Origin of the sequence: Bradyrhizobium sp. BWA-3-5 (assembly GCF_032917985.1) — a bacterium.
In the GTDB taxonomy this organism is placed as follows: Bacteria; Pseudomonadota; Alphaproteobacteria; order Rhizobiales; family Xanthobacteraceae; genus Bradyrhizobium.
This window is the reverse complement of the sequence record NZ_CP136626.1, coordinates 3,585,543-3,602,314: the sequence shown is the minus strand read 5'-3', so window position 1 is coordinate 3,602,314 and position 16,772 is coordinate 3,585,543. Positions and strand designations below refer to the sequence as shown.

Sequence of the window (16,772 nt, the reverse complement as noted above, 5' to 3'; positions counted from 1 at the left end):
TGCAAAATGACTTAGCCGACTTCGCGGAACCGATCCCATGTTTTCGGCCCCGTAAAATTACGGATATTGTCGGCCCGGGGGCGCTCGCGCCCGGCGTGTGTCCAGTCAGTTCGCCCGCTTATGCGCCTTGAGCGCCGCCCCGAACGCCTCGAACAAGGCGCGGTTGATCGGGTTGCGCTGCGGGTCGTACTCGGCGTGCCACTGAACGCCGAGCGCAAAGCTCGTGGCGTCCGCGATCCGGATCGCCTCGATGGTGCCGTCCTCCGCGATGCCTTCGATGACGATGCGCTTGCCGGGCTCGAGGATGCCCTGCCCGTGCAGCGAGTTCACCCGGATGGTCTCGCAGCCGAGCAGGTTAGCAAATGTGCCACCTGGCGTCAGGTGGACGTCGTGACGGTCGGCGAACACGACGGTCGGGTCGGGATGGATCTCGCCGTTCTCCAGCCGCGGCATGCGATGGTTCATGCGGCCGGGAATCTCGCGGATTTCCGGATGCAGCGAACCGCCGAACGCGACGTTCATTTCCTGCAGGCCGCGGCAGATGCCGAAGATCGGCACGCCGCGTTCGACGCAGGCTTCCGCCAGCGCCAGCGCAACGTCGTCGCGGTGGATGTCGTAGGGCTCGTGCTTTTCGTGCGGCTCGGTCTTGAAGCGGGTCGGATGAACATTGGCGCGCGCGCCGGTCAGCACGATGCCATCGACGACGTCGAGCAGCGCGCCGATGTCGGTAATGTCGGGCGAGCCGGCGAACATCAGCGGCAGAGCGCCGGCAACGTCGACGACCGCGCGCAAATTGCGCTCGCCGACCATCTGGGTCTGAAAACGGTTCTCGACACGATGGGCGTTCCCGATCACCCCGACCACGGGCCGCTTCATCGCAAATCTTCCGCTGTCATCGTCCTGTGCAAGGATATTCTGGGTTGGGCCATATCTGCAGAAGATAATGCCTCCAGCCGGGCGGCGGATCAATATCCGCAGGGAAGCAGCGGGGCTGCCTTGCTATTTTCGCGTGAAGGCCTCGCGGGCGTCGATGCCCTCGCCGTCGGGCAGGCCTGCGGCCCGGAGCGCTGTGGCGGCACCGCCCTTCTCCCTGAGCCACGGCAATCTGGCCTCGATCCCGCGCGTTACCGGCTCGCCCAGCGCCCCGCCGAAATCGAGCGGCCAATAGCCGTTCGGCACCACCTCCGCCAATATCCCCTGAATGCGGGAGCCCGGGCCGAGCTCGGCCTCGGCATTGCCGGGCGCGACAAGCCGCGCGGTGCCCGGTCGGTCCGGATCGGCAAAGCTGATGAGCAGCGGAATCAGTTCACCCTTGACCGGGACCGTGCCAGTCTGCCGGCTCATCTCGCTGAACGGCACGCGCTTGCCGGTAGCCGCGCCATAGGCACGCAAGGCGACGTAGTTCATGTCGTCGAGCACGAGCTTGTTGTTGTCGAGATGGGCGAGCAGCGCGACGAGATTCCTGCCCTGCCCGAGATCGACGAAGACGGCATCGCCAAGGGTGCGGGTCTGGCCGCGGCGGGTATAGCTGCGATCGGGATGGATGGCGACAACGCCGGACGCCGATTTGCGCCCTTCCGGCGTCTCGACCTCGACCGTCAGGCGATATTTGTGGGCGGGCCGGTTGATTCTGATCTGGTCGCCGATCACCAGCGCCGCCAGCAGCGCCAGCGGGCCGAACCATTTGAAATACATCCTAACACTCGCCGCAGCGCCATAGCCGATGACATACCGATTGGCACAGGGGATGCCGCAGCGTCAAACCGGCGCGTGCGCGCCCGCTTGATCCCGGCGGCATTTTGGCGAATGACTGGCCGGCCACTATTTTGCGAGAAGGAATCAACGTGACAGGTCCCGCTGACAATCGCCTTCAGGCCCGCACCGATCTGGCGTGGGCGATTTCGGTCGGCGGCATCGGCGTCGTGCTGTTCGCCGCCCTGCTCGCCTTCACCTGGCACTTTGCCGCGACGTTGTTTCTGCTGTTTTCCGGCGCGCTGCTCGGCGTGGCGCTCAATGCCATGAGCAACCTGCTCGGACGGGTGATGCGGCTGCCGCATGCGCTGCGGCTGATGACGGTATGCTTGGTGGTCGCGGGGCTGTTGTCGGGCATCGTCTTCCTCGGCGGCACCACCATCGCCCAGCAGACCACGGCGCTGAGCAAGACGCTCAAGTCGCAGCTCGTCAACGTCAAGGGGTTCCTCGACCAGAACGGCATCGACACCAGCTTCTTCGATTTCGGCACGCTGTCATCGACATCGGATGACGGCGCGCCGGCGCCCGCCGCGACGTCGCACGCGCTGCCGAGCGCCGGCACGATCGCGGCGAGCGGCGGCGCCATCTTCAGCCAGAGCCTGAAGCTGATCCTCGGCACCGCCAGCGCGGTCGGAAACTTCTTCATCGTGCTGTTTCTGGGGATCGCCTTCGCGACCCAGCCCGGCATCTACCGTGACGGGCTGTTGTTCATGGCGCCGGCCAGGCATCGCACGCGGGCCATCATGATCGTCGACCGGATCGGCGAGACGCTGGAGCGGTGGCTGATCGCGCAGATCATCACCATGGTCGCGGTGTTCCTGGTGACCTGGATCGGGCTTTCGATCATCGGCATCCAGAGTTCGTTCATCCTGGGCATCCAGGCTGGGCTGCTCGCTTTCATCCCGACCGTCGGCGCTATCCTCGGCGGGCTGATCGTGGTGCTGGCCAGCCTCGCCTCGGGATGGGTCGCGGGCTTCTCCGCCTTCATCCTGTTCCTCGGCGTGCACGCGCTGGAGAGCTACGTGCTGACGCCGATCATCCAGCGCCAGGCACTGGACATTCCGCCGGCCACGCTATTCGCGTTCCAGATCTTGCTCGGCGTCGTTTTCGGCATCTGGGGGCTGGCGCTCGCGCTGCCCCTGATGGCGATTGCCAAGGTGATGATCGATCACTTCAAGGCGGAGGACACGCCCATCGCGATCACGGCGCCCTGATGGTTTCAGTCGGCCGTGGTCAGCACCGTCTCGGTATGCTCGACCTCCGGCGGCGAGGCAAAATACGGCCCGACCAGCGCGCGCCAGGCGGTAAAGTCCTCGGAGCCGCGGAAGTCCACGGTGTGGTTCTCCAGCGTCTCCCATTTCGCCACCAGCCGGTAGCGCTGCGGCTTCTCGATCGATTTGTGCAGCTCAAAGCCCTTGCCGCCCTTGGCGCGCAGGAACAGCGGCCGCGCCTTGGCGACGGCGGCCTCAAAATCCTTCTCGGTGCCCGGCTTGACGTCGATTTGTGCGATTTCAGTGATCATTGCTTGCGCCTTCCCAATTGCTTGCGCCTTCGGATGTGAATGGCCGTGTCTAACCCAGCCGCTCGAAAAGCAAAAGGCAGACCCATACCTCCGTTGCTGCGACGCACGCTGAACCGTCCGTGTGCGTCACGCATGAGGAAATCGCGCGCGTGACATGCTCCCGCCTCAACCCTCGTTTGATGTACGCTGCAACCAAACGAAGAGCGACAAGCTCGCGGTGACGGGGAGAGAGACGATGAATCTCGGTCGGACCCTATTCGCATTCACTATGGCTGCAGCGGCGGGCATCCTCGGCATGTCAGCCGGGCCAACGCAAGCGCAGCAGCCGGCGGTCGCCATCGACAATGACGATATCGGCGGCGTGGTATCCGGACCGAACGGGCCGGAGGCCGGGGTTTGGGTCATCGCGGAGACCACGGAGCTGCCGACGAAATTCGCCAAGATCGTCGTCACCGACGATCAGGGCCGCTACGTGATCCCGGACCTGCCGCTGAACGTGAATTATTCGATCTGGGTCCGTGGCTACGGCCTCGTGGATTCGCCGAAGCTACGGGCCAAGCCCGGCCAGCAAATCAACCTCACGGCAGTGCCGGCGCCGAGCGAAGCGGCCGCGGCGCATTATTACTCGGCGATCTACTGGTACACGATGATGAAGATTCCACCGGCAAAGGATTTCGGCGGCTCCACCGACATCCCGAAGGAGATCACGCAGGACATCTGGCGGCAGCGGATGAACAATGTCGACTGCATCGGCTGCCACCAGATCGGCCAGGAATCCACGCGCACGATCCCGGGCGCGTTCGGCGAATTCAATTCGCACGAGCAAGCCTGGATGCGCCGTGTTTCCTCAGGGCAGACAGGCGAATGGATGGTGAACCGCCTCGCCGGCCAGCTCGGCGGCGTGCCGTTCAAATATTTCGGCGACTGGACCGAGCGCGTCGCCAAGGGCGAGCTGCCGAGATCCAAGCCACCGCGGCCGGCCGGGATCGAGCGCAACGTCGTCATCACCTCCTGGGAATGGGCGACCGAAAAACACTTCGTCCACGATCTGATCTCGTCGGATCGGCGCTATCCGACCGTCAACGCCTACGGCCCGCTATACGGCGCGAACGAATATTCGTCCGACGACATGCCGATCCTCGATCCGAAGACGCACAGAGTGACGTTCTCGAAAATTCCGGTCGCCGATCCTAACGCGCCGGAATCCTTTGGCCCGCCGCTGCACGGCACGGCCCTGCTCAATCCGGTCAGCCCGTCCGCCTATTGGGGCGACGAGAAGATCTGGAGCAACCACGTCAACAATCACAATAGCATGCTCGACAAGAAGGGCCGCGTTTGGCTGGCGGCGGCGGTGCGCGGCATCGAAAATCCGGCCTACTGCCGCAAAGGCTCCGAGCATCCGTCGGCCAAGGCCTTCCCGCTTGAGCGTTCTGGCAGGCAGGTGACGGTGTATGATCCGAAGACCCAGAAATACAGTTTTGTCGATACCTGCTTCGGCACCCATCACCCGCAGTTCGGCTACGATGCCGACGATACGCTCTGGATGTCGGGCACCGGCCCGGTTGCCGGCTGGATCAACACCAGGCTGTGGGACGAGACTGGCGACGCAGTCAAAGCGCAGGGTTGGGCGCCGTTCGTGCTCGACACCAGCGGCAACGGCAAGCTCGACGAATACACCGAGCCGGGCAAGCCGGCCGAGGCCGGGAAGGATATGCGGGTGGCGGGCTCGGGTCCCTATGCCGTGATGCCGCATCCGACCGACGGCTCGGTCTGGTACACCGTCAACGTGTTCGTCGGCCAGCCCGGCTTCATGCGCTTCGATCCTAAGACCAAGCTGTCGGAATTTTATGCCATCCCCAAGGAAGGCATCGGCGTTCGCGGCGGCGACATCGACAAGAACGGCGTGCTCTGGGGCTCCGGCTCGAACGGCAGCCTGATCCGCTTCGACCGCACCAAGTGCAAGGCGCCGCTGAACGGTCCGGAGGCCACCGGCAATCACTGCCCGGAAGGATTCTCCTATTTCAAATATCCGGGACCCGGCTTCGAAGGTTTTGAAAACTCCAGCGCGGAGGCGAGCTATTACACGTGGGTCGACCACCACAATACAGTGGGACTTGGCGAGAACATTCCGATCTCCACCGCCAATCTCAATGACGGCTTCGTTGCGTTCAAGGACGGGCAGATGGTGATGCTGCGCATCCCCTATCCGCTCGGCTTTTTCGCAAAAGGCCTCGACGGCCGCATCGACGATCCGAACGCGGGCTGGAAGGGGCGCGGGCTGTGGAGCTCTAGCGGCGATCGCACGCCGTGGCTGATGGAAGGTGGAAAGGGCTCAAAGCCGCGCGCGGTGCACATCCAGGTGCGCCCCGATCCGCTGGCGAAATGAGAAGGTGAGTTAGCGGAACAGCAGGACGGTGCCGGCCACCATCAGCGTACAGCCGATGAACAGGATGGCAGGCCAGCGCGTTCTGCGCTGATCATAACGCCCCTGCGCACGACGCTCGGTGATGAGCGCCATCTCGAATTCTTCCGAGGTCGAGAACTGACAGCCGAACCCGCCACGGGCGGAAGCCGCGGCCGCTTCGAGCGACGTCAGGGCAGCCTGCGGGTTTCGTCTGCGATGTGAGTCCATGCGCAGATGATGGAATGGAATGGTAAACGGGAGGTTACCGCAGAGCATCGCTCTGGGGACAAGTTCGCAAGTATCGAACCAATCTCCGGAGCTATCGTCCTGTTTGCGCGCGATAATTCGGAAAGGACGCGCACCGCGCCCTAGTCCATCTTGATATTGGCGGACTCAACGACCTTTTGCCAGCGCAGCTCATCTATCAGCCCGACAAGGATCTGCAGCCGATCATGCAGATTAGCGTCGTGCCCAATGTGCTGGTGGTCAACCCCGACAAGATCAAGGCGCGCACCGTGCCGGATCTGGTCGCTTATCTGAAGGCCAATCCAGACAAGGTCTCGTTCGGTTCGGCCGGCGTCGGCACCCCGCAGCATCTGGCGGCACCAGGATGGTGCATGTGCCCTACAAGGGCTCGAGCACGATGCTGACCGACCTGATCAGCGGCCAGATCGACCTTGCTTTCGACAATGTGCCGCTGCTGCTGCCGCAGGCCAAGTACGGCAAGCTGGCGCTGATCGCCTCTGCAACGCCCAAGCGCGCGTCGTTCGACCCTAATCTCCCGACGGTCGCCGAATATCTTGCCCGGCTTCGAGGCGGTCGCCTGGCACGGCTTCTTTGTTCCGGCGGCGACGCCGAAGCCGATCATCGAGAAGCTCTCGGCGGAAATCGGTGCGTTCATGCAGCAGCCGGAAACGCTGCAGAAGATGGCCGAACTCGGCGCCGACGCCCTTGCGTTTCAGCCGAACCGTTCGCGGCCTATATCGCATCGGCAAACGACACGTCACCGGTGCAGAGCACGGCGACCAGCTTGGCGAGGCCCATCGCACTGCCGCCGCCGAAACCCATGACGACATCGGGCGCGGCCTCGCGCGCCATCGCCACCGCCCTGTCCAGATTAGGCAGGCTCGGGCTTGACGTCACTGAATACCCTTGGCGGCTCCAGGCAGCCCGAGCAGATCGACGCGCTGTGCGTTGAAGGAATCCGAAATCACCAGCGGCCGCCGCGCTCCGATCCGCTCCGCGAAGCGTGCCGCCGCGGCGATCGTTCCGCATCCGAACTCGACCGCGGTGGGGCGCAGGATTTCGATCGGCGTGAATGAATTGGTCATGGGACGTCTGCTCTCGTCACTGCGGAGCCAGGGAGGTGCCGGCGGCCAGACGTTCTGCGTAGTCGATGGCCTCGATCAGGCTGTGCTCGTTGGCGATGCCCTTGCCGGCAATGTCGAACGCGGTGCCGTGATCGACCGACGTGCGAATGATCGGCAGACCCAGCGTGATGTTGACGCCGGAAAGCTCCTGCCAGCGGCCGGTCGCGGGATCGACGTGGAATCCAAGCAGCTTCACCGGAATGTGCCCCTGGTCGTGGTACATTGCGACTACAGCGTCGAACTGGCCGGCGCGCAGCTTGACGAAGATGGTGTCGCCCGGCACCGGGCCAACAATATTGAGGCCATCGGCGACTGCCTTGGCAATGGTCGGCGCCGAGACGTCGATATCCTGCCGCCCGAACAGTCCGCCCTCGCCGGCATGCGGATTGAGCGCGGCAATGGCGATCTTGGGTCGCGCGATGCCAAGCCGGCGCAGCGCATCGTCGGTGAGATCGATCACCTGACGAAGCCGCTCCGGCGTGAGCCGCTTCGGCACGTCCTCCAGCGCCACATGGGTCGAGACATGGCTGACGCGCATGTTGCCATGGGCCAGCAGCATCACCGAGCCGCGCACGCCGGTCAGATGCGCCAGCATCTCGGTGTGGCCGGGATAGTGATAGCCGGCCTTGTTGAGCGCCTCCTTGTTCAGCGGCGCCGTCACGATGGCCGCGGTCCGGCCGGCCTGTGTCAGCCGCACGCCTTGCTCGATCGCCTTGTATGCGAAGCGTCCGCCATCGGCGCTCAGTATGCCCGGGCGGATCGGCGCACCCTCGGCGTCGGCCTGCAGATAACAGAGATTGGGCCAGTCATGGTCTTCGGCGCTCACCTCGGGGATCGCAATGCCCGAGCCGAGCCCGGCCTTTGCGCCTTTCAATGCGGCGCCGCTGCCGACGATCAAAAGCCGCAGATCGCCTTTCGCAATCCTGTCCTGCAAGCCAATGCAGGCCTTGACGATGATCTCGGGGCCGATCCCGGCCGGATCGCCCATGGTGATCGCGAGATGGCGAGAGGTCATGTCGGTCTCCCTGTGCTGAGCAAATCGTTGTCCTGGAGCAGATCGCGCCAGAGCTCCCTGGTACCAAATGCCCCGGATTTGGAAATCACCTCGACGCCGGCCCAGCGGCCGCCCTGAAGCATGGAACGCGGCAGCCCCGGCACGAGGCGGCCGGCGACCTGCAACGCCTGTGCGCCGAGCGCGACGCAGACCGCCTTCAAAGTCTCGCCACCGGCGACGATCAGCGTGCCGGGAGGATCAATCGCCGAGATCAGCGCCGTCATTTCACGCGCGATCCGCCGCGCCGCCTCGGCGCGCGACAATTTCTCGGGCAACGAAAACTTCACCAGCGCCACGCCCTCGCCGGCCAGCTTGCGCTGCACCCGGGCGGCGCCTTCGCCCTCGACAAGCGCGATGGTGGCATCGCCGCAAGCCTCAAGCTGCGACGCGGTGACGGCCTGATCGGAGCCGAATAACCCCAGCACCGGCCTCTTCAACTGGCGCGACGCGCCAGCGCGGCTGCCGCGTGTCAGGGCACCTGCCAGGCCGCCGCTCCCGCACCACAGAACCGGCGCGGGCAGGCGCCGGCCGATTTCGATCACGCGATCCAGATCGCCGTCGCTCTCGGCATCGAAGACCTGAACACCGCCATGCGACCACGTGTCGGGTCCACCCTGCCGGGCGTCAACGCCCTCCGCCTTGAGCTGCGCCAGCAGATTCTTGCCGACCGGATACCAGTTGCCCTCCGGCGTGCGCGCGAATTGCTGCGCCTCGCGCGTCCGCCGTCCCTGATAGGCAAAAGCCGGTGCGACGACGCAGGAGGCCCAATGGCCGCCGCGCAAGCACGCGCCAAGTTCGGCGGCCCACGCGCCGCGGAGCAGGCTGTCGATCTTCTTGTAGGCGATCGTGCCCTCGTTCAGTAGCGGCGCCAGCCGTCCGACGATTTCGATGCTGCCGGCCCTTGCAAGCTCGCGTGTGCCGCTGTCGATCGCAAGGCTCGGCGAGGTGGTGGCCGAGAGCGCCGCCGGCCAGGTCACATCGAACGGTCCGCACAGCCCGACGAACTCGGCCGCGGTGTCGAGCGCACCGGTGAGATCGTCAGCGAGAAGGCGGACACTCGTCATCCTCATGCGCTCCCGGATTGCCGGCCGCGAAGATCTTGCCGGGGTTCATCAGTCCGTTCGGGTCGAGCAGTTGCTTGATGCCGCGCATCAGGTCGATATCGAGCGGATCGGCGACGCGTGCGAGCCGGCCGTGATTGGCGCTTCCGATGCCGTGCTCGGCGCTGATCGCGCGAATGTCGTTTCGCTTCGGAAATCGGAATGCGAACATGTGTTATCTGATGTTGCGCTTCCGTAGAACCGTGTCGGCTTCCCGTCAAGGGAGACCGGCCTCGTTCCTTCCGGCAGGTATTGAAATGATGGCCAAGGCTCCCGGGCTCGCGTCGGATGACGGACCGAAGACCGCCAAGAAAAGCCACCAGAGCAGCTCAGCGGGCAATCCGAAGAACTATGTGGCGTCGGTCGGCAAGGCGTTCGCCGTGCTGCGGAGCTTTACCAGCGAAGCCTTCGAGCCAACGCTGAGCGAGATTGCCGCGCGCGCCAATCTCGATCGCGGCACCGCGTTCCGGCTGATCCAGACCCTGGTCGAGCTCGGCTATATCAAGGCCTTTCCGCGGAGCCGCCGGTTTCGGCTCGGCGTGGCCTGTCTCGATCTCGGCTACACGGTGCTTTCAGGGGAACACTGCGCGCGCTTGCCGAGCCGCTGCTGCGCGAACTGGCGTCTTCAGTTTCCGATGCGGCGCGCATGGACATGGCCGCCTTCCGCGACCGCGCCCTTCCGCAACTGAAACGCGCGCCGGCGCTCGTGCAGGATCTGGCGATCAAATCCGGTTGTTAGATCGTCGCCGTCGCCTGACGCCGCGACGCCGCGCTGCCGACCCGGTTGCGCCGCCAGTTCGCCACCGAGAGCGGCAGCTCTTCGGCGACCTCGACCCGGTTTCGGCCGCTGCGCTTGGCCTGATAGAGCGCGGTATCGGCGGCCGCCAGCAACACTTCGAGCTCAGTGCCCGCCGGCCCGCCGGCGACGCCGATGCTGACGGTGGTGACAACCGGCCCTTCCTCGCAAACGATGTTCGACGCCTCGAACGCCTCGCGCACCCGCTCGGCCACGATCACGCCCTCCTCCAGCGGACACGCCAGCAGCGCGGCGAACTCCTCGCCGCCGATGCGTCCTGAAAGGTCGCTGATGCGCAGATTGCTGATCACGACGGTGGAGAACAGTTTGAGGATCTCGTCGCCCGCGGGATGACCGAAGCGGTCGTTGATACCCTTGAAATGATCGATGTCGAAAATCAACACCGTCGCCGGCCGCCCCGCGGCGGCTTCGCGCTCTATCAGTTGGTTACAGGCTTCCGTAAACCCGCGGCGGTTCAACATGCCACTCAGGGGATCGACAGACGCCGCAGTCTTGTGCACGGTGACGGCGCGATCCGACACCAGCATGAAGATCACAAATACGGTGCCGATCGCGTAGAGGATCAGTTCGATCGAGAATGCCGTCACCCAGATACTGCTGGTGAAGGTCTCGTCGTGCGGACGAAGAAGACTGCCGAGCAGAATCGGCAACGCCAGCACGCAACCATGCATCACCGGCACGGCAATCGTCGGCCAGCGCTTCTGCATCGTCCGCCGCCGCTCGCTCCACAATTCGGACGCCGTCAGGGCGGCATAGACGGCGACGATCACGGCGCCGACGATCAGCCGCATGGCCGGATTGAGACCAGGCACGGCCAGCACCGTGCCGACCCAGACGATCGCGCCCAGCAACAGCCCCGGCAGATTGGGCTTGCGGCCGTGAAAGACGCGCGATGCGTTCCAGACCATGCCGCAGGCCGCGAACCCGATGGCATGCAGCGCCAGCAGCAGCGGCTCGCCGAGCCTGGCGCCGCCGATGGTCCAGACCGCAACCGAGGCCGAGCCAAGCAGATACGCCGTTCCCCACCACTTCAAAGCCGGGATGCTTTCCTGCTTGCCGAACAGCAGCAGCATGGCCCCCAGCATGCCTGCAACCATCGTGGCAAACAAATATAACGTTGAAGTATCGAACGACATGGGCTCACCCGAACGCGTGTGATGCAACTTGTTCGGCGCACACTGAAAATGCAATTCGCGCCATTCCACGATCGACACTAGGCGTGCCGTGTTCGAAATCCGTTTGCGCGGGTAAGCAAGTTTTCAGGAAAACCCGTGGTAAGCGATCACTAAATGGTAAGCAAAAAAGGGCGCCGTTCGGCGCCCTTTTCCGTTCGATTGACACAGCGGTATCGCTGCAATTTTAGCGAAGCGGTTAGCGCTTCGAGAACTGGAACGACTTGCGCGCTTTCGCCCGGCCGTACTTCTTGCGCTCGACGGTGCGGGAGTCGCGGGTCAGGAAGCCGCCCTTCTTGAGCACGCCGCGCAGATCCGGCTCGAAATTGGTCAGCGCCTTCGAGATGCCGTGACGCACGGCACCCGCCTGCCCCGACAGACCGCCGCCGGCGACCGTGCAGATGACGTCATACTGGCCGGCGCGCGCGGCAGCGACCAGCGGCTGCTGGATCAGCATGCGCAGCACGGGACGGGCGAAATAGACCTCGACCTCGCGGGTGTTGACCGTGATCTTGCCGGCGCCCGGCTTGATCCAGACGCGGGCAACCGCGTCCTTGCGCTTGCCGGTGGCATAGGCGCGGCCGTACTTGTCGACCTTCTTGACGTATTTCGGCGCTTCCGGAGCGGCCGTCTTCAACGACGCCAACTGGTCGAGCGACTGCATGGTATCCGACATCTTATGCGGCCCTCATGTTCTTGCGGTTCATCGAAGCGATATCAACCTTCTCGGGCTGCTGGGCTTCATGCGGATGTTCGGCGCCGGGATAGACGCGCAGATTGCCCATCTGCACGCGGCCGAGCGGACCGCGCGGGATCATGCGCTCGATGGCCTTCTCGACCACGCGCTCGGGGAAACGCCCCTCGAGGATCTGCTTGGCGGTGCGCTCCTTGATGCCACCGATGAAGCCGGTGTGCTTGTAGTAGACCTTGTTGTCGCGCTTGCGGCCGGTCAGCACGACATGCGCCGCGTTGATGATGATGACGTTGTCGCCGCAATCGACATGCGGGGTGTAGGTGGGCAGGTGCTTGCCGCGCAGGCGCATGGCGACCAGGGTGGCGAGACGGCCGACGACCAGACCCTTGGCGTCGATCACGACCCACTTCTTGTTCACCTCGGCGGGCTTTGCCGAATAGGTTTTCATGTGAGGAAATCCGTGAAAATGGAAATCGGCGCCAGATGCGCCGAACTGGCGGGTTTCTAGAGAACGACGCGCGATCCGTCAACGCCGATATACGTAAATTATGCTTGAAAAAACAGCAACTTATAAATATGGTGCAATACTACCACCAAAAACCCTACATATTTGGAATGGAATAGGTCGCCGTCACATGGGCGATCGGGTCGGGCGACGACCCCGACAGCAGATTGACCTCGCCGACCGCCAGCCGCTTGCCGAGCTTTAGGAGTTTCGCCGCAGCCAGCACGTCCTGCCCCGGTAGCCCCTTGCGCAGAAAATTGATGTTGAGGTTGGTCGTTACCGCCAGCCCCACCGGGCCGATTGCCGAAAGCAGCACCACATACATCGCGAAATCGGCCATCGCCATCAGCGTCGGCCCCGACACCGTGCCGCCCGGGCGCAGCATGCGCTCGTCGTAGCGCCGCCGCAGCAGGCACGTCTCGCCATCGGCGCTTTCGATAGTGATATCGCCCTCGCTGAAGGCTTGCGGAAATTCCTCGCGGAGGAACTTCTCCAGCTCAGCCACGCTCATTTTCGCTTCTGCCATGCCACCCCTGCCCTCGATTAACAGTGCCCATTACATTAGGTTGTCGGCAAATGAAAACCCTGGAGTGAAACGTCGGAAAATGTCCGCCCAGACCGCCCGCGCAGCCACGCCGCAACCGCCGATCCTGCTCCAGGAGAATGTCGGCAGCATCCGCGTGCTCACCCTCAACCGGCCGGCCGCGCGCAACAGCCTTTCCGAAGGGCTGATCGCCGGGCTGCACGGCGCATTGAAGGAAATCCACCACGACAACAGCGTTCGCGCGGTGGTCATCGCGGCCAACGGCCCGGCGTTCTCCGCCGGCCACGACATGAAGGAGCTGACGGCACGCCGCAGCGATCCCGACCGCGGCCGCGCCTATTTCGGGCAGATCATGAACGCCTGCAGCGCGATGATGCAGGCGGTCGTGCATCTGCCAAAACCCGTCGTCGCCGCCGTGCAGGGCATCGCGACCGCCGCCGGCTGCCAGCTGGTGGCAAGCTGCGACCTCGCGGTTGCCTCCGAGGCCGCAGGCTTTGCCACCCCCGGCGTCGACATCGGCCTGTTCTGCTCAACCCCGATGGTGGCGCTGTCGCGCAACATCCCGCGCAAGCAGGCCATGGAAATGCTGCTGACCGGCGAACCGATCTCGGCGACGACGGCCAAGGATATTGGCCTCGTCAACCGCGTGGTGGCCGCCGGCACCGAATGCGATGCGGCCATCGCACTGGCGCAGAAAGTCGCGCTGAAATCCGCCTATACGGTCAAGCTCGGCAAGGAGGCGTTTTATCGCCAGGCCGAAATGAGCCTTGCCGATGCGTATCGCTACGCGGCGAAAGTGATGACCGAGAACATGATGGCGCGCGACGCCGAGGAAGGCATCGGCGCCTTCATCGAGAAGCGCGAGCCGAAATGGGAAGACAAATGAGCCGTCATTGCGAGGAGCGATGCGACGAAGCAATCCATATCGCGGCATAACGGAAAGATGGATTGCTTCGCGGAGCCTGTCATCGGGCGCGCATTCGCGCGACCCGTTGGCTCGCAATGACGCAAGAGGATAGAATGAACCACGACAATTACGACGACAACTATATCCGCGGCATCCTCAACTCCGTGAAGTCAATCGCAATGGTCGGCGCCTCGCCGGTCAACGTGCGGCCGAGCTACTTCGCCTTCAAATATCTGGCGCAGCGCGGCTACGACATGATTCCGGTCAATCCCGGCCATGTCGGCAAGAGCCTGCTCGACAAGCCGTTCGTCGCCTCGCTGTCGGAGATCGGCCGCCCCGTCGACATGATCGACATCTTCCGCAGCTCCGCGCACATCATGCCCGTCGTCGACGAAGCCCTGACATTGTCTCCGCTGCCCAAGGTGATCTGGATGCAGCTCGGCGCGCGTGACGACGCGGCCGCCGCCAAGGCCGAGGCCGCCGGAATCAAGGTCGTGATGAACCGCTGCCCGAAGATCGAATATGGCCGGCTGTCATCGGAAATTTCGTGGATGGGAGTCAATTCGCGCACGCTGAGCTCGAAGCGCGCGCCGATTCCGACGCAGGGCATGCGCCTGTCGCTGAACCGGATGAGCGTCGGCGGCGGCGCAACGGCAGCATCGGATCGGGCGGCAAAGAACAAAAACGAGCTGACCTGAAGTCATGCGACACAATTATTTCGAAGATATGAGCTGACGAGCAGTCCCGTTTCAATCCGCCATCTATGAACGCCTCGCCTTGACGGCGGACGCGGCTCCGATCAGCATGCCGCGCATTTAAAGCAGAGCCAAACAACAGGACGCCAGAATGACCGACCGTCTCCCGGGATTTTCGACCCTTGCCGTGCATGCCGGCGCACAGCCCGATCCCACCACCGGCGCGCGGGTGACGCCGATCTATCAAACTACGTCCTTCGTGTTCAACGATGCCGACCATGCCGCCTCGCTGTTCGGCCTGCAGGCGTTCGGCAACATCTATACCCGCATTGGCAATCCCACGACGGCCGTGCTGGAAGAGCGCATCGCAGCGCTGGAAGGCGGCACGGCGGCGCTGGCGGTTGCCTCGGGACACGCGGCGCAGGTTGTCGTCCTTCAACAGTTATTGATGCCGGGCGACGAATTTATTGCCGCGCGAAAACTCTATGGCGGCTCGATCAACCAGTTCACGCATGCGTTCAAGAGCTTTGGCTGGAACGTAGCCTGGGCCGACCCTGATGATATCGGAAGCTTCGAGCGCGCGGTGACGCCGCGCACCAAGGCGATCTTCATCGAATCGATCGCCAACCCCGCCGGCAGTATCACCGACATCGAGGCGATTGCGGAGGTCGCCCGCAAGGCCGGCGTGCCCTTGATCGTCGACAACACGCTGGCGACGCCCTACCTGATCAAGCCGATCGACCATGGCGCCGACATCGTCGTGCACTCGCTGACGAAGTTCTTGGGCGGTCACGGCAACTCGCTCGGCGGCATCATTGTCGATGCCGGCACCTTCGACTGGTCGAAGGACAACAAATACCCGATGCTCAACGAGCCGCGCCCCGAATATCACGGCATCAAGATCCAGGAGACGTTTGGCAATTTCGCCTTCGCGATCGCCTGCCGCGTGCTGGGACTGCGCGACCTTGGCCCCGCGCTGTCGCCGTTCAATGCCTTCATGATCCTGACCGGCATCGAGACGCTGCCGCTGCGCATGCAAAAGCACTGCGAGAACGCCAAGGCGGTCGCCGAATTTCTCGCCGGCCATCCCGGGGTGGCGTCGGTCAACTACGCAGGCCTTGCCAGCGACAAGTACAACAAGCTCGCGCGCAAATACGCGCCGAAGGGCGCCGGCGCGGTGTTCACCTTCAGCCTGCGCGGCGGCTATGACGCCGGCGTCAGCCTGGTCTCGAACTTAAAACTGTTCTCGCATCTGGCCAATGTCGGCGACACCCGCTCGCTCGTTATTCATCCGGCCTCGACCACACACAGCCAGCTCGACGACGCCGCCAAGGTGAAATCCGGAGCCGCGCCCGACGTCGTCCGCCTGTCGATCGGCATCGAGGACAAGGAAGATCTGATCGCGGACCTGGAGCAGGCGCTGAGCGCGTAGTATCTCCGCCGTCATTGCGAGGAGCGAAGCGACGAAGCAATCCATTCTATCCCCAAGCCGAGAGATGGGATTGCTTCGCTGCGCTCGCAATGACGGTCCCTTTCCAGAGCGGGCGGTCCTCGGACACCTGCCACTGCCCGCCATCACAAGCCTCTCGTTAACTCCCATTCCGGCATAGAGTGGCGCTGAGCTGCCCTCGATGATTCGGAGCCAATGATGCTGCGCTGGATGACGCCATTTCTGGTCGCGATGTTCGCGGCCGGAACCGCTGCGGCCCAGAGCCCCGACGGCCCCGCCGCGGCGATGCCTGCCGGACCTCCGGCCGCCACCAAGCCGGCCGATGCTCCGGCAGCCGCCAAGCCGACCGATAGCCCGGCTGCCGCCAAGCCCGCCGACAGCCCGGCTACAGCAAAGCGTGCCGAGAAAGCTGCCGCCGGCAAACGTGCCGCGGCCAGGGCCGCGGGCCAATTGCCGCCCGGCCTGCCCCGCGCGCACTACAATTATCGCACCACCGTTACGCCGGCGGCAGCTCCTCGCTACGTGCGGCGCGGCCGCGCACTTGTGGTGGTCGAGGAAGACAGCCCCGAGGTGCTGTTGTCACCTACCGGCATCATCAAGGCCTATGCGCCGCGCTTCAACACGCCCCTACTGCCGGGATCATCGACATTGCCCGGCTATTACGGGACCAGCCATTCCTACAGCTATGATGGGCCGTACTATGGCGGCCCCTATGAACCTTATTGGAACCGGCTGCCCTATGCTTGCGGCGTGTACGGATATTGCTAAACGCGCATTAGCGACAAC

At 64.0% G+C, this 16,772-nt stretch carries 20 protein-coding genes and 1 pseudogene; 8 read left to right on the top strand and 13 right to left on the bottom strand.

Features of this window, described 5'->3' with window-relative positions:
• Positions 1-105: 105 nt before the first annotated feature.
• On the bottom strand, positions 106-876 hold the full coding sequence (locus tag RX331_RS17410) for a gamma-glutamyl-gamma-aminobutyrate hydrolase family protein (protein WP_317257684.1): 771 nt from the start codon (positions 874-876) through the stop codon (positions 106-108).
• Between the two features lie 123 nt (positions 877-999).
• Entirely contained in the window at positions 1,000-1,695 is a 696-nt protein-coding gene (locus RX331_RS17405; protein ID WP_317257683.1) for a hypothetical protein, read from the bottom strand.
• 149 nt (positions 1,696-1,844) lie between these two features.
• Between RX331_RS17405 and RX331_RS17400 the strand changes: the two genes are divergently transcribed.
• A complete protein-coding gene (locus RX331_RS17400; protein WP_317257682.1) occupies positions 1,845-2,966 on the top strand; it encodes an AI-2E family transporter in 1,122 nt (373 codons plus the stop codon).
• A 5-nt stretch (positions 2,967-2,971) separates the two neighbouring features.
• Here the strand turns inward: RX331_RS17400 and RX331_RS17395 are convergent, their stop codons facing one another.
• Entirely contained in the window at positions 2,972-3,274 is a 303-nt protein-coding gene (locus tag RX331_RS17395) for an antibiotic biosynthesis monooxygenase family protein (RefSeq protein ID WP_057839131.1), read from the bottom strand.
• Positions 3,275-3,509: 235 nt separating this feature from the next.
• Here RX331_RS17395 and RX331_RS17390 point away from each other — a divergent pair, with 235 nt between their 5' ends.
• A complete protein-coding gene (locus RX331_RS17390; RefSeq protein WP_317257681.1) occupies positions 3,510-5,660 on the top strand; it encodes a carboxypeptidase regulatory-like domain-containing protein in 2,151 nt (716 codons plus the stop codon).
• Between the two features lie 9 nt (positions 5,661-5,669).
• Here RX331_RS17390 and RX331_RS17385 read toward each other — a convergent pair whose 3' ends face one another.
• Complete coding sequence (locus RX331_RS17385) at positions 5,670-5,906, bottom strand: hypothetical protein (RefSeq protein WP_317257680.1); 237 nt, start codon at positions 5,904-5,906, stop codon at positions 5,670-5,672.
• A gap of 224 nt (positions 5,907-6,130) precedes the next feature.
• Here RX331_RS17385 and RX331_RS17380 point away from each other — a divergent pair.
• Positions 6,131-6,417: pseudogene (locus tag RX331_RS17380) on the top strand (tripartite tricarboxylate transporter substrate-binding protein); the annotation flags it as partial.
• Positions 6,418-6,656: 239 nt separating this feature from the next.
• Here RX331_RS17380 and RX331_RS17370 read toward each other — a convergent pair.
• From RX331_RS17370 to RX331_RS17350, 5 genes are read right to left on the bottom strand one after another with little or no spacing between them, the layout of a single operon-like run.
• Positions 6,657-6,821: an iron-containing alcohol dehydrogenase gene (locus RX331_RS17370; protein ID WP_317257679.1), complete on the bottom strand. Its 165-nt coding sequence runs from the start codon at positions 6,819-6,821 to the stop codon at positions 6,657-6,659.
• Complete coding sequence (locus tag RX331_RS17365; protein WP_317257678.1) at positions 6,818-7,009, bottom strand: hypothetical protein; 192 nt, start codon at positions 7,007-7,009, stop codon at positions 6,818-6,820. The genes RX331_RS17370 and RX331_RS17365 overlap by 4 nt, the downstream gene beginning before the upstream one ends.
• Positions 7,010-7,025: 16 nt before the next feature.
• Complete coding sequence (gene pdxA, locus RX331_RS17360) at positions 7,026-8,063, bottom strand: 4-hydroxythreonine-4-phosphate dehydrogenase PdxA (RefSeq protein WP_317257677.1); 1,038 nt, start codon at positions 8,061-8,063, stop codon at positions 7,026-7,028.
• The gene (locus RX331_RS17355; RefSeq protein WP_317257676.1) at positions 8,060-9,166 is read right to left on the bottom strand and encodes a four-carbon acid sugar kinase family protein; all 1,107 of its coding nucleotides are present in this window, start codon (positions 9,164-9,166) and stop codon (positions 8,060-8,062) included. The genes pdxA and RX331_RS17355 overlap by 4 nt, the downstream gene beginning before the upstream one ends.
• The gene (locus RX331_RS17350) at positions 9,141-9,374 is read right to left on the bottom strand and encodes an FAD-binding oxidoreductase (protein WP_317257675.1); all 234 of its coding nucleotides are present in this window, start codon (positions 9,372-9,374) and stop codon (positions 9,141-9,143) included. Before RX331_RS17350 ends, RX331_RS17355 begins: the two co-directional genes overlap by 26 nt.
• A gap of 88 nt (positions 9,375-9,462) precedes the next feature.
• Here RX331_RS17350 and RX331_RS17345 point away from each other — a divergent pair, with 88 nt between their 5' ends.
• Positions 9,463-9,891 carry a helix-turn-helix domain-containing protein gene (locus RX331_RS17345; protein ID WP_317257674.1) on the top strand — a complete coding sequence of 143 codons (429 nt, stop codon included), beginning with the start codon at positions 9,463-9,465 and terminating at the stop codon, positions 9,889-9,891.
• 46 nt (positions 9,892-9,937) lie between these two features.
• Here the strand turns inward: RX331_RS17345 and RX331_RS17340 are convergent, their stop codons facing one another.
• The 4 genes from RX331_RS17340 to RX331_RS17325 form a co-directional block, all read right to left on the bottom strand.
• Positions 9,938-11,155, bottom strand: coding sequence for a GGDEF domain-containing protein (locus RX331_RS17340; protein ID WP_317257673.1), 1,218 nt, complete (start codon positions 11,153-11,155; stop codon positions 9,938-9,940).
• 235 nt (positions 11,156-11,390) lie between these two features.
• Positions 11,391-11,867: a 30S ribosomal protein S9 gene (gene rpsI, locus RX331_RS17335; RefSeq protein ID WP_283034519.1), complete on the bottom strand. Its 477-nt coding sequence runs from the start codon at positions 11,865-11,867 to the stop codon at positions 11,391-11,393.
• A 1-nt stretch (position 11,868) separates the two neighbouring features.
• Entirely contained in the window at positions 11,869-12,333 is a 465-nt protein-coding gene (gene rplM / locus RX331_RS17330; protein ID WP_283034518.1) for a 50S ribosomal protein L13, read from the bottom strand.
• A 154-nt stretch (positions 12,334-12,487) separates the two neighbouring features.
• The gene (locus tag RX331_RS17325; protein WP_317257672.1) at positions 12,488-12,916 is read right to left on the bottom strand and encodes a PaaI family thioesterase; all 429 of its coding nucleotides are present in this window, start codon (positions 12,914-12,916) and stop codon (positions 12,488-12,490) included.
• Between the two features lie 79 nt (positions 12,917-12,995).
• On the opposite strand from RX331_RS17325, the gene RX331_RS17320 reads away from it, so the two are divergent.
• From RX331_RS17320 to RX331_RS17305, 4 genes are all read left to right on the top strand, one after another.
• Entirely contained in the window at positions 12,996-13,820 is an 825-nt protein-coding gene (locus RX331_RS17320; RefSeq protein ID WP_317257671.1) for an enoyl-CoA hydratase, read from the top strand.
• Positions 13,821-13,954: 134 nt separating this feature from the next.
• Positions 13,955-14,539, top strand: coding sequence for a CoA-binding protein (locus RX331_RS17315; RefSeq protein WP_317257670.1), 585 nt, complete (start codon positions 13,955-13,957; stop codon positions 14,537-14,539).
• 148 nt (positions 14,540-14,687) lie between these two features.
• The gene (locus tag RX331_RS17310) at positions 14,688-15,968 is read left to right on the top strand and encodes an O-acetylhomoserine aminocarboxypropyltransferase (RefSeq protein WP_317257669.1); all 1,281 of its coding nucleotides are present in this window, start codon (positions 14,688-14,690) and stop codon (positions 15,966-15,968) included.
• Positions 15,969-16,184: 216 nt separating this feature from the next.
• The gene (locus RX331_RS17305; RefSeq protein ID WP_317257668.1) at positions 16,185-16,754 is read left to right on the top strand and encodes a hypothetical protein; all 570 of its coding nucleotides are present in this window, start codon (positions 16,185-16,187) and stop codon (positions 16,752-16,754) included.
• Positions 16,755-16,772 lie beyond the last annotated feature (18 nt).